9 protein-coding genes are annotated in these 12,747 nt (G+C 41.1%); 3 read left to right on the top strand and 6 right to left on the bottom strand.

Going from position 1 to position 12,747, the window contains the following annotated elements:
* Nucleotides 1–288: 288 nt before the first annotated feature.
* Together CDG79_RS07465 and CDG79_RS07460 are read left to right on the top strand one after the other, a co-directional pair.
* Nucleotides 289–1,572, top strand: coding sequence for a diguanylate cyclase domain-containing protein (locus CDG79_RS07465; protein WP_094341578.1), 1,284 nt, complete (start codon nucleotides 289–291; stop codon nucleotides 1,570–1,572).
* A gap of 39 nt (nucleotides 1,573–1,611) precedes the next feature.
* Complete coding sequence (locus tag CDG79_RS07460) at nucleotides 1,612–2,172, top strand: sugar O-acetyltransferase (protein ID WP_094330531.1); 561 nt, start codon at nucleotides 1,612–1,614, stop codon at nucleotides 2,170–2,172.
* 3 nt (nucleotides 2,173–2,175) lie between these two features.
* Here the strand turns inward: CDG79_RS07460 and CDG79_RS07455 are convergent, their stop codons facing one another.
* Nucleotides 2,176–2,556 carry a calcium-binding protein gene (locus CDG79_RS07455; protein ID WP_094341577.1) on the bottom strand — a complete coding sequence of 127 codons (381 nt, stop codon included), beginning with the start codon at nucleotides 2,554–2,556 and terminating at the stop codon, nucleotides 2,176–2,178.
* A 339-nt stretch (nucleotides 2,557–2,895) separates the two neighbouring features.
* Nucleotides 2,896–3,879 (bottom strand): DUF1517 domain-containing protein, encoded by a 984-nt coding sequence (locus CDG79_RS07450; protein WP_094341576.1) that lies wholly within the window; start codon nucleotides 3,877–3,879, stop codon nucleotides 2,896–2,898.
* An 844-nt stretch (nucleotides 3,880–4,723) separates the two neighbouring features.
* Here CDG79_RS07450 and CDG79_RS07445 point away from each other — a divergent pair.
* Nucleotides 4,724–5,941, top strand: coding sequence for a glycosyltransferase family 4 protein (locus CDG79_RS07445; RefSeq protein ID WP_094341575.1), 1,218 nt, complete (start codon nucleotides 4,724–4,726; stop codon nucleotides 5,939–5,941).
* Here the strand turns inward: CDG79_RS07445 and CDG79_RS07440 are convergent.
* From CDG79_RS07440 to CDG79_RS07425, 4 genes are all read right to left on the bottom strand, one after another.
* Entirely contained in the window at nucleotides 5,923–10,239 is a 4,317-nt protein-coding gene (locus CDG79_RS07440; protein ID WP_094341574.1) for an nSTAND1 domain-containing NTPase, read from the bottom strand. The genes CDG79_RS07445 and CDG79_RS07440 overlap by 19 nt on opposite strands.
* Nucleotides 10,223–10,561 carry a CU044_2847 family protein gene (locus CDG79_RS07435; RefSeq protein ID WP_094341573.1) on the bottom strand — a complete coding sequence of 113 codons (339 nt, stop codon included), beginning with the start codon at nucleotides 10,559–10,561 and terminating at the stop codon, nucleotides 10,223–10,225. Before CDG79_RS07435 ends, CDG79_RS07440 begins: the two co-directional genes overlap by 17 nt.
* 176 nt (nucleotides 10,562–10,737) lie before the next feature.
* Complete coding sequence (gene thiS / locus CDG79_RS07430) at nucleotides 10,738–10,950, bottom strand: sulfur carrier protein ThiS (protein WP_094341572.1); 213 nt, start codon at nucleotides 10,948–10,950, stop codon at nucleotides 10,738–10,740.
* A gap of 103 nt (nucleotides 10,951–11,053) precedes the next feature.
* Entirely contained in the window at nucleotides 11,054–12,169 is a 1,116-nt protein-coding gene (locus CDG79_RS07425) for a thiamine phosphate synthase (protein WP_094341571.1), read from the bottom strand.
* Nucleotides 12,170–12,747 lie beyond the last annotated feature (578 nt).

The following is a 12,747-nucleotide window of genomic DNA, read 5'->3' as shown; positions in this document are numbered from 1 at the left end:
AAATATTGTATATTCTTGAAAATCAGTTTTTGATTGATGGTAATTATATGGTAACTTCCGTTTCATGGAAATGGCATGATATTAACTGCATAGAATAATCAAAATAAGCTTTAACAAGCACAGAAATTATCGGAGGTTAATAACATGATGCTATTTGCTCATTAGTCAGTATCTATATCAAGCAATAACACAGGCTATTAAAAGATTGTTTATGATAAAATAATAACCTTTATATCGAGTTGACACTGACAGCAAAAATCTGAACCTTAGCAAACAGGTTATATTACCATGTTCGCCCGCAAAATCCTAGTTGTTGAGGATGAAAAAATCATAGCCTCAAATATTAGAAAGAGTTTACAAAAATTAGGTTATTCCGTTTCAGAAATAACCAAGTCTGGTGAAGAAGCAATAAAAAAGGTAGCCGAAACTCATCCACATTTAGTATTAATTGATATCTGCCTAGCTGGTGAAATTGACGGTATAGACATAGCAGATATTATCCAAAATCAGTTCCATGTGCCTGTAGTATATCTAACAGATTGTTCGGAATATAAAACATTACATAATAATCAGCTAAGTGAGCCTTTTAGTTACATAGTCAAACCATTTATCGAAAGTGATTTACATTTTGTAATTGAAATGGCCCTGTATAAACATCAGAGCAAAAAAATATTATATGAAGAGAAACAGAGGCTGGCAGCAATTATTAACAGTATGGGCAGTGCAGTGATTGTGACTTATGCAAATGGTTGTATTCAAATGATGAATCCCAGAGCAGAACTAATCACTGGCTGGAAGCAAAATGAAGCGTTCGGTAAAGATTTAGTAGAAGTCATTAACTTAGTTGACAAAGATGTAGGAGAAAAAATTGAACATTTAGCCAAAGATGCAATCGAAGCAGGTGAATTTTTCAATTTACCAGAAAACTGCACACTGATTACCAAAGATGGCAAAGAGATAGCGATTGGGGATAATATTGCACCCATCCGCGATCGAGATGGTAATATTAGTGGTACGGTTTTAGTTTTTCAAGATATCACCAAACGCAAGGAGACAGAGGCGCAACTGATACGAAATGCGTTTTATGATGGGCTGACAGCATTACCAAATCGTGTTTTATTTTTAGATCGGCTTAGACAAACAATTGAACGTAGTAAACGCAGAAATGATTATTATTTTGCAGTTTTATTTTTGGATTTAGATGGCTTCAAAGAGATTAACGATCGCTTTGGGCATGGACTAGGAGATGATTTTTTAGTAGCGATCGCTAGACGTTTAGAGTCGTGTTTACGCGGTGGCGATACTGTAGCACGATTTGGTGGTGATGAGTTTACTGTTCTTTTAGAGGATATTAAAGACATTACTGACGCTACCAATGTTGCCAAACGGATTCAAGAATCCTTGCGATCGCCACTTAACCTGAATGGATATGAATTATCTACTACAGCTAGCATTGGTATTACATGGAATTTTAGTAGTTATGAGGAGCCGGCAACTTTGCTACGAGATGCTGATATTGCGATGTACCGAGCTAAACGGAAGGGAAAAGCTACTTATGCCATATTTAGTTAATTAGTCCTTTCTGCTGCCATTTAAAACGATCTAAATGTCATGGAAAAAACCGAAAAACAGAAAATGCTCGCAGGCGAATTATACCTGGCGGAAGATCCAGAATTAGCTACGGAAAATAAGCGAGCTAGTCGTTTGTTGCGAAGGTACAATTCTACAACTGAAGAACAGCAAGAGCAACGGCAGCAAATTTTGCAAGAGTTATTTGGAAAGATCGGTGACAAAGTATCGATTGTGCCACCCTTTCACTGTGACTATGGTAGTAATATTTTTGCTGGCGACAAGTTTTATATGAACTATGGCTGTGTAATTTTAGACTGCAATACAGTTCATATTGGCGATAATGTCTTGTGCGCTCCTTATGTACAAATTTATACTGCTTACCATCCTACAGAGCCAGAAATTCGCCTTTCTGGGAGAGAATTAGCTGCCCCAATTAACATTGGTAACAATGTCTGGATTGGTGGCAGTGCAATTATTTGTCCAGGTGTAACTATTGGTGATAACACAAGCATTGGTGCTGGCAGTGTAGTTGTCAAAGATATACCTGAGAATGTAGTCGCTGCTGGCAATCCCTGCCGCGTCATTCGGTATTTGTCGTAGAGTTTAAAATTTATAACCTCTAGCAATCCAATAGAGCCAGTCTGCGATCGCTTCTTGAGTTTCGCTATCAGTATCAATGGCTGCTATTTCAGATAACTTTGCAGAATATACATCTTCATCCTTACCATTAATGTAAGCCACTTCTACAAACATCTCTTTTAAGCACTCATCATCTGGAGCCATTCCCAGCACTTCCACATCTTTCTCCTCAGTAGAGCCTGATTTGCGTCCCTTCTTAGTCCACTTAGCCACAAAAGGAAAATTCAGAACCTCTTCGAGGTAGTAATACCAACCCATAGCTCGGTCTTCTTTGTCTTCAGCATCTACAACGATCTCTGTTTTAATGCGATGCTCTCGGTTTTCGTCGGCTTCAACATTAGGCATAAGATAACGCTTTACGTGTATAACATTTTGATAATATTACCAAAGTCTTGACTAAGAATAATTTTTCTAAAACATAGTTAAGTATATAGGACTTATGCATAAGATACATCCCAACCCCCTTTAAAAAGTGGGCTTTTAGGGTTCACTTTTTTTATGGGAGATTAGAGAGGATCTAGGTTTCAGTTTTCAGTGCGTAAGTCTTGCTATATCTAAGTTATACAAAAAACCGCTTATCATTGACAAACGGTTTTCTAGTTATATTCCCTCAAAGAGGAACTTATTTGCTGTGCTTCGGTGCTAAATGATTTCTCAGCACCAAAGCGCAAAATTTTTCAGAAATTAAACTAGTCTCAAATCAGGATAATTTGCCAGTACATCATCAGACGTGAGGGTATCATTTTCAGCCTGTGGAGTCCAAAGTACTTCAATTGCCAGAAGTTTCTCACTAGGGATACTACCAATTTGGCGCAAAGCTTGACGCAAATCATCAGCACTGTTAATTGCTGCGGGGATTTCAAACTTGCCTAGTGTAGCTGCCAGCAAGGTGACAATAATATATTCTCCAGGGCCTTCAGTAAATAGGCGGGTGGGATTGTCGAGTTCACCAACCGGGGGTAAAGCATCTTTGGCAAGAGCTGCTTTTAGCTGGTTGTTGACGTTAGAAAGAGTTTCTTCACTAAATTTGCTGCGTTCTGCCAGTGACAGCCGATTAAACTGACTTTCAGCTGAATTTAAACTGGCTTGTTGAGTACCACCACCTGCATATACAAAGTATTCGGGATGACGGAGTAAAGCTAGGCTGGCTTCTTGCAGAATTTCTGCTCTCCCCTCTGGGGTGTTAGTATCAGCAGTTTCAGCAATGTGGTTGAGTTCATTTTGCAATTCGCGGGCTTGAGCTAACAAACCGACTTGTAAACGAGTTACCGAAACAGGAGAGTTGCTGCTGTAATCGGCTTCTCCAGTTTCACCACTAGAGACGCGGCGGAAAGTTTGCCATAGGAAATTAGCGATCGCAAAGAAGATTAAGATGCTAAATAGACCACCAAATCCTCCCCCAATACCCCAAAAAGGAATTAGGAAGGGAAAGCCAAAACCGCCACCAAATCCTCCGCCAGGATAATATCCGCCCCCGCCAGGTGGCACATAAGTGCGTGGTGTATAAGTGCGGCTGGAAGGCGCTCTAAATGAGCCACCACCGATACGGCCCCCACTGCGGGCTGCTAATGCTCCATCGGCGTGACTAAGAGCCAAAGCTAACACCAGACTTAGGACTAAGAAGGTCTTTAACAGTGGTTTGATGGTTTGTTGTAGTTTTTTACGCATAGTTACAATCGCTTAGAAAACGGAATTTTTTATGATTTCTCCCCATGTTGGTAGGAGTGTTGCGCTATGGCGCTAACGACAGCCTGTAACAAGCAAGCTTTGTAGCATTCACTTTTAAAGGCTACATACTCAATCTACCGCGTCTTATCTGGCGTAGGCAGCGATCGCAGGGGGGATTTCTCGACTGGGGAACCGTACCTTAAGATATGTTCACAATTACAGAAAGTTGCGATGTCTACGACGGTCTAAGCCTACGGGCAATTGTTGCTACGTCTTGGATTAGCATTTCTATACTACAGTCTTGAATTATACAGTTGATTATTTTGACTAATTTTTTAATACTTCACCGACTTGTTTTGTCACAATGTGGGAGGATATTTTTAATATATAAGCACTATATACTACATTCATAAATCAATATATTTACTTATTTACGAAAAACATCAAGTGACTAGAATGCTAATCAGTAAAGCTAACAAGACACTAAATGGTTATTAAATGCTTGTACAGCTTTGTGGCATTTTGGCACACAACTTCAAAGTATTCACGATATTATATTAAGAGTAGGTAATTTTAGCAACATTTATTCGCTAAGTAAATTAACTCCAAGTGCTAGATTTTATTTATTGTCCATCATGCACATAAATTCTCAATACTGGAGAATTTTGCCGCCAAAATAAAATCAATACAAAAAAATAATCTTCCTGGCTAATCTTCTAAAATAGCCTTCAAGTTTTTCTACCAGATTCGTTTTAAAAGAAATAAAATAATAATTATGGCTTTGGAAGTAATCCTAATTGCAAATAAATTGAAAATTATTTGAAGTAAATTCGTCAACTTGATTATGGAACATATTTCTCAACTAACAGCTGAAATCAGAGATAAAGCTGCATACCCAGATATCCTAGTCATCAGCCGGATCTTCCTGCCGAAAGAAGCTGTAATTGGGGAATATATGTATAATCGCTGTCTCCAAGATCCAGAGCGAGTTATTGTGCTGACAGCGAGTTGTTCAGGAGATAAAGTATTTGACGAAAGTCAACAATTTCCTGTGTATCGCTGGTTTTATCCTAGATACTGGCGTAGTGGCTTTGTGGGAAATATCCTGAAGCCTTTTGTCAATATTGTCTGCTCATTTGTCCTCGCAATCAAACTCTATTTTCGTTATCACTACCGTTATATAGAATGGGGCCACGGCTATGACTTTCCTTCACTGTTGCTATTGAGCTATTTCTTACCTATTCGCTTTTTTATCTATTTGCACGGGAATGATTTTCTTTGTACTTTACACAATCCCGTGCTGCGATCGCTATTTAAATTAACACTTAAACGAGCCGAAGGTATTGTTTGTAACAGTTCCTATACACAAGACTATCTCAGAACTGCTTTCCGATTAGATACTCCTACCCACGTCATTAACCCAGTAATCAGACCAGAAAAATTTGGTAATAATGTAGAAAGTCCCAGCAGCCTTGATGATTTACGGGTTCGCGTGCGTCAGGCGTACAATATTCCCGAATCAGCAATAGTTATTCTCTCCATCGGAAGGTTAGTAAAACATAAAGGTTTCGACCGAGTAATTGATAACATTCCACTATTGCTAACTTTTGGGGTGGATGTTCACTATATAATCTGCGGTGAAGGGCCAAGTGAATCGGAACTGAAATCTTTGGCGCATCGTTTGCGGGTAGATAAGCGCGTCCACTTTGCTGGATATGTGCCGGAGCGGGAATTAGCAGGTTATTATGCAGCTTGCGACATATTTGCCATGCTGACTTTATTGGATACTAAACCTAACAATATGGAGGGTTTTGGTATGGTTTATTTAGAAGCAAGTTACTTCGGTAAGCCGATAATTGCCCCTCGTTTAGGCGGTGTTCTAGACACAGTTCAGCATGAAGAAAATGGGATACTGGTTAATCCTAATTCTGGTTATGAAGTTTTTCAAGCTTTCAATCGGTTGTGCAAAGATCAGCAGCTACGCGAGCAACTTGGCCGCAAAGGTAAAGAATTAGCCAAGCGGAGAACCCTTCACAGATCGCTTTACAAATCTGATTTGTAAGACTTTTTTTGGCATACGCTCAGTTTTTTGTTTTCATCAGGATTAGTTTTAAGGTAATCTTTAAGGCGATCGCATCCTTCATGTAGCAGTTCATCTAATCCCCGGATACGCCACACAATTACCGTCTTGTCTTCACTGGCTGTAGCCAGTAGTTTACCATCCGGGCTAAAATCTGCACTTCTGACAAAGCCTTGATGACCTGTAAATTCTGCTACTTCTTGTCCTAATAAATTCCACAATTTAGTTGTGTAGTTTGCTGAAGATGTAGTCAGTAGTTTACCATCTCGGCTGAAAGCTATTTGTGTGACTCTGCCTTCATAAGTCTTAAATTCTTTTAACTGCTTTCCTGAATAATCCCATAGCCTGACAGTACTATCATCTCCAGATGTAGCCAATTTATTCTCCGTGGGGCTAAAACCAACAGTGGTAACATAGCCCTTATGACCGATCAATTCTGCTGATGGTTTTCTATTAATATCCCACTTGCCATTAATATCCAACTTGTCATTAATATCCCACAGCAACGCCGTCCCATTTTCTCCAACTGTAGCTAGCAGCTTGTCATCTCGACTAAATCTAACGGTCTCAACTTTACTTTTACCTTTGTACGGAAATTTTCCCCATCTGTTTCCTTTACGATCCCACAGTTTCGCTATACCATCATCTCCAGCGCTAACAAACTTATCGCCTGCGTGATTAAAATTGATACTCCGTATTGCTTGAGAATGCCCCTCGAAAGGTTTCAATGGCTTTAACGGTTCTCCGGTGCGCTTCCAAAGCTTTATTGTGCCATTTTTTCCACCTGTAACAATGAGGTCTTCTTTTGGGCTAAAACGCACACTATTGACACCCCCTTGACCGGCTTTGAATTGTTTTAGCGGCTCACCTTTGAGGTTCCAAAGCCTAATAAAGTCATCCTCTGAAGCTGTAACTAGTAACTTACCATCTGGGCTAAAACGAACACTACTAACAGCTTTTTCATGCCCCTCTAGTTTGATTGAAGGATTTTTGGGTTTGATTAATGATTTTCCTGAAACTGCCCAGAATCTTACCGTACCATCATCTTTTCCACCAGTGGCAAGAGTATCGCCTTTGTCATTAAACCGGATGCTAACAACACTGCCCTGATGACCCTTAAATTCTGCTTGTTTGCCATTAAAATCCCACAGTTTAACTGTGCCATCTTTGCCTGCTGTCGCAAGTTGTGTACCATCTGGGGTAATACGAACTGTCTCAACACCATTCTGATGAGCCTCAAATTGCGACAGTTCTTTTCCAGCAAGATCCCACAACCTTACTTTATCATCATCTCCAGCTGTAGCAACTTGCTTTTTCTTGGGGTAAAACCAAATACTGTTAACACTACATTTTTTAGCATCTTTGACACTGCATCCATGACCCTTAAATGTTGCCAATTTTGTTCCTTTGAGATCCCAAAGCTTTGCCAAACCATCCTCTCCAGAGGTGGCAAATTGCTGGCCATCATCTGGATTATTGAGGCTTTTGATACTTCCCTGATGGGCATCTATTGTTAAAACAGGTTCTCCATTGAAATGCCACAGTTTGACTTTACCATCATCTCCAGCAGTCACCAGAAGGTCTTGGTTTGGAAGAAAACGGACACTATTGACACTACATTTACCACCTTCTGCTGGTGGCTTGTCTTTTTCTAAGTACCGACCATCGGCACATGCATGCTGCATAGGTTTAGATTTTAGAACAGGAGGTGACTCTTTACTCTTTGAGTCAGCCCACTGCTGAATCTTTGAGACATCCCATAGAATTACCCAACCGTTACTTGCACCTGTAGCCAATATTTTTTGATCTTTACTAAAATCGATACTTTTGATACTGTTAATGTGCTTACTGTCCAGTTGAACATATTTCAATCTTTCCAATTTCTTGTCCTGGAAATCCCACCAGGTAGCCGTACCGTCTTCTTCAGCAGCAACAATTAACTCTCCCTTTTTGTTGTCCTTGCTAATAAAACGGATACTGTTTACACCTCTGTGGTAAGTATTGATTTGATTTGTTTGATGAATATTATCCAGAATCTTCTGCAAAGCTAGCAGAGGACTTGTGGCTGGACAATCTTGCAAACAATTACTATTCCAAAAAGCCATCTTTTTAACTTCTTGTCCGGCTTCCATTGCTGATACCAAAGCCTCGATTTCTCCAGCACCAGACTCAAAATTTCTTAACGCGGTGACTCCAGAGGCTTCAACTTCAGCTGTCCATCGTAGCCAAAAGGCAACCATAGCTAAGATTGAGACTACTACTAAACCACCTGTCAGCCCAAATAGAGTCAGCTTGCGACGGCGTTCTTTTTGTTGACGATCGCGATCGCGCAATGCCAAACTCTGCTGGATAAAATCTTGCTCTGCTTTGCTCAACTCATCTTGGCGCTGCTGGAACCAATTTTCCGCTTCCCCTAGCGGTACACCTCGCAGCAATGGCCCTTCATCTTGTCCGGCATTTTCCCACTGACGCATTCTCGATCGCAATACTTCTTGCCAAGTGCGGAAAGAGCGATCGCTCTCCATCCATCTGTGCAGTTGTCCCCATTCTCGAATCAAGGTTTCATGGACAATCTCTACTGTTTCTTGTTTTTTGCCAGCAGTGTCATTAAGTCCAGTTACCACTAGCCGCGCATCAGCTAGACGCTTAACCAAATCCCAATTATCTCCTACCTCATTTCTAGTAGCTAGTCGGCGTGTGTCTTCTGTGCCTTCTCCAGGACGCACTAGCTGAACAAATATTTGCTGTGCTTGTTCTTGTTCCTTTGGTTTGAGCTTGGCAAACTCGGCTTCTGCATGGTTCGCCAAGGACTTTTCTACACCGCCAATTGCTTCATAAGCGGCATGAGTCATTTGGCGATTTTGCTGTTCTGCCCATAGTTGCGTCAAAGTAAATTCTAGTAAAGGCAAATTCCCTGGTGAATCTACCACCGCTTGGAGAATCTGCTTCACAAGACCCTCTTCTAACCTTACCCCTTGCTTGTTTGCAGGTAGAGCGATCGCCTGCTGCAATTCTTCTCGGTTCATTGGCGCAAGTTTTAAATCAGCATTCTGCAAAGCATTGGCAAAGCGATAATCTAAAAGCGCATATCCCAGAAAGTCAGCCCGCAAGGTCAGCAAAAGGGTAAAATTGTCTACCAGTTTAGCCGCTTCTAATAGTTGATTTAAAAATAATTGGCGCTCTTGAATATCTGAGCAAGAAGCGTAAAGTTCCTCAAATTGATCGACTACCAGTAATAGCCGCTTATTATCGTTCTCTGACAAAATTCGGGATAAAACAGTATGTGCTGCTACTTCTTGCGATCGCAACCCACAAGCTAAGTTTCCCGCCTCAATATCCTGTTGCGTCTTTCCCTTCTCTGGTTCGCGTAGGCGCACGATTACTGCTGCAAGTTCATCTACAGGATGAGTTTTTGGGCGAAAGGACTCAATTAGCCAATTGCTTTGTTGGCGTAAATTAGGAATTAAACCCGCAAACACTACACTAGATTTACCACTACCAGAAGCCCCAATTACCGCTACTAATGATTGTTTTTGTACTGTATCTACAAGTTTCTGGGTGAAAATATCCCGCCCAAAGAAAAATCGTGCGTCTTCTTCCCGAAAAGCAAATAGACCACGATAGGGACACGAAGCAATAGCTATAGCTTGCTCACTCAATATAGGCCATGCTATCACCAGCAGCCGTGTGGGAATCATAAACCCAACTTTAGCATCTGGTTGGTTGATGTCTGCTGCTACTGCTATTCCTACTACACCCTGAAGCTCACCATCCCAGATTGGCGCACCACTGAAACCCGGCTTTAATCCGTAACCTGTTTGTTTCTCATCCTCTAGTTGCACCCAACTTTTACCCGTGTGTCCGCGTAAAACGCCGGTAGCCCAAACACCATCTGGTTGTCCTGCGGGAAAACCAAATACTCGGAAAGGATGTCCCGCCCATTCATCAGATGTAATTAATGGTGCTGTTAGAGCCTGATTTGGGGGAGAAAGTGCTAACTCTAATCCGGCAATATCTTCTAATTCCACACTCGGATTCACAGGTAGCCAGAAAATAACCTTAGCTTTGAGCAGTTGTTTGGGTGCAACTAACGGAAAATCCAAGGTTATTTCTGCATCTGGCATTTGAACAGTTGTTCTGGTAAGTCCCAAAGCATCAGCTACCACATGGGCGCAGGTGATGATGTACTTCTGAGAAACTAAAAAGCCAGCACCAATTACTTTGCCCTTGTTACTGTTAGAGTAAATTCTGACAATAGATGACTCAAGGGGTGCTACCATTTTGTGAATCTTTTTTCCACTTCAAAGTGATTTCATAGTTGACTTCACTATTGCCAGAAGCTACAACTGCCCCAAGTTGAGCGCTAATTTTGATGCCAAACTTGACTTCTACTTCATCTGCCGGCTGTTTGAGGCTGCCGATTTTGGTAATAATTGCATTAGCTATGGGCTTAACGGTTTCTAGGGCTGACTCGAAAGTTTGTGTAGCTTTCTCAACCACTTGGTCTCGCAAACTGATGCGATCGTCTATCTGTGCGGCTTCGTCTACTTCAACAAAGATCGATTCGCCACTTTCAAGAGGAAATTCTATGATGTGCTTCACAATAAATTTACAAGATTTGGGTATAAATACGTAAAATTCTATATATACAGATTATAGAGAGCTTTGTATTACTTTAAGTTCCCAGATAATGCAACTTTTAGAATGTAACAGTCATTTTGCCACCCCAAATAGGTTGATTCCGAAATATGCCGAAAACCCTTGAGGTTGAAACAGACTTAACCACCACCAACAATAGTTACCACTTCTAAGCGATCGCCTGGTTGCATTTTTGTTTGCAGCCAAAACTGGCGGTGTAAAATTTCGCCATTATATTCTACAGCCACCAAGCGGGGGTTAAAACCCAGTTTTTGGAGCAAATCGGGTAAAAAAGTTTCAAATGGGCAACTATGGGTTTCCCCATTTACCTGAATCGTAATCTCATTAGACATAATATATGTGTAGGGCATTGGGAATTAGGAATTGGAAATTGGGTATTGGTTACTCACTTTGGGCAAATGACAAATGACAAATGACTAATGACTAATGACTCTTTTAAATTTCTGGTTTAATGCGATTGAGTTGGGATAGCAAATATTGTGTTACTAGAGTAGGCTGTTCGGCTTGCATGAGCGATCGCACCACCGCTACACGTTCGGCTCCGGCATCGATCGCATCATTGATATTATTGGCATCTATTCCCCCAATGGCAAACCAGGGAATTGAGCAATTTTTGGCTGCATAGCTGACATATTCTAAACCTGTTGCTGCCTTACCTACTTTCGTCGGAGTTTCATAAACTGGCCCCACGCCAATGTAATCTACACCTTCAGCAATTGCCCCTTGCATTTCTTCTTTATTTGTGGTAGAAAGACCTATCAGACGCTGTGAACCGAGTAATTGCCGAGCAACAGCAATAGGCATATCTTGTTGTCCCAGATGCACCCCATCGGCATCGACAGCTAAAGCTAGATCCACGCGATCGTTAACAATGAACAAAGCACCGTAGATGTGGCATAACTGGCGGAGTTTTCTAGCTTGTTCCAGACGCAAAGAATCATCGGCGGTTTTGTCGCGGTATTGTAAAAGGGTTAATCCTCCTTTAAGTGCGGCCTCGACATTGTTCAACAAATTTTCATGTGGGGAAGTCACAAGATACAAATGCGATCGCCACAACAATTGATGGCGCTGATGACCCATTAAACTACTTTCTAGGGTATAAACCTGATAGCGCATCTGTTTACAAGCCTTAGCCATATTTGGTTGGGTTAGCTTGCTGTATTCTTCCAGCACCCGCAAAGCTTCTTCGACGCGGCAAAAATTAGCTTGCAATACCGATTTTATACTAGCTCGTTCTTCTTCTTGAGGATGGGTTAACTCAGTTCCAGGATCGCCTGGTGTATCTCGCGCCGCCCGCAATTCTGAGGTATGCCACCTGGCTACATCTTGGCGCAGGCGCTTGCATTCAAGAGCTAACTGGGCATTATTCAAGCCAAAACGACACCATTCTTCAATAATTCGTAAGCCTTCACGAGCGCGGTCTAAATTGGCATCTAAAATGCGGTAAACAACTTGTTGTATTTGCTCTTTTTGGCTGAATGGCTCGACCATTACAACAACCCCGTTAGTACTTTCATCAAAGTGTGAATTATCATATCTCTTAGTAACCATAAGCTCATAAATTTGCTTTTTTTTACTCAATTTTCGCTGAATCTACGCAAAACAACGTAGTAGTGAGGGTTACGATAAATTATCCCATGTTCCTATAGGCAGTGATAAGGGTAGTTTGAGGCTACAGTTTTGCACTAAGGTTAGTCAAGTCTTTTTGGGTGAACAACAAGCTTAAAAAGGACTAGTACCGCAAGGCGGAATTCAAAATTCAAAATTCAAAATTCAAAATGAATACAGCGTAAGCCTTTCGTTGATTTGAAATGGTAGCTTTATTTACGCCGTGGTGTACTAGCCGAAAGGGATACACCAGAAAATCTCCAATGGGCAAACTAAATTGAGACTGTATGGATACTATTTAGAGAGTATTTGTTTTTTGAGGAAGATTTAAAAGATGTTGGTAATCACCATCTCCCCAAAAACTGGTAATTACCAAAATTTTTGTCAGAGTTCAAGGATTGCAACGGCCCACATCCCTCCCAGAACTTAAGTCCTGGGCTAATAATTAAAGTCCACTTAAGTGGACTTTAATTCTTGTTTAGTTCTCTTGAGAGGAATACAATCTGTTAGCTTTGGAATTC

This window comes from Nostoc sp. 'Peltigera membranacea cyanobiont' 232 (assembly GCF_002245985.1).
Taxonomy (GTDB): Bacteria; Cyanobacteriota; Cyanobacteriia; order Cyanobacteriales; family Nostocaceae; genus Nostoc.
This window is presented reverse-complemented; position numbering and strand designations above follow the sequence as displayed.